Below are 463 nucleotides of genomic sequence, written 5' to 3'. Positions count from 1 at the left end.
ATGACTTACGGAACGATTAAACACACATTATCTGGAGATACTCAGGGAAGGGAGGGCAGACTGATTTCAGAGATACTGTAACATCAAGGAGGTAACATGGACAAGAAAAACAAAAAGGTTGGGAAGATAGTTGGCTTTACCGTTTTGGGAATTGTTTTGATTATAGTTTTCTTTGGCATCGTCGCGTATTTTCAACTTGTAACCAATGTTAGACCGTAAGTTTTGGAAGCCTTCCGTTATGGAAGGCTTTTGTAATAGATATCAAATCTAAATCCAGAAAAATCGTCAAAACACCTAACAGCCAAGCCGATAGGGTGTTTACTTATTTTAAGCAGCTTTATTACCTTTGGTCATTCCGGGTCTATCCTTAAACGCCAGTTCAAACAGCCCTGTCGCTGAAAGCCCGGCCAGTCCACCAGCCCACAGACGCAAGGTAGTATCCAAATCAGTAAACGGTGAAGCC

The 463-nt window shown here is 41.9% G+C and carries 1 pseudogene; it reads right to left on the bottom strand.

Features of this window, described 5'->3' with window-relative positions:
• Nucleotides 1-327 precede the first annotated feature (327 nt).
• Nucleotides 328-463 (bottom strand): annotated as a pseudogene (locus tag JO375_RS18430) (holin); the annotation flags it as partial.

The organism is Paenibacillus farraposensis (assembly GCF_020736845.1).
GTDB lineage: Bacteria > Bacillota > Bacilli > Paenibacillales > Paenibacillaceae > Paenibacillus > Paenibacillus farraposensis.
This window is presented reverse-complemented; position numbering and strand designations above follow the sequence as displayed.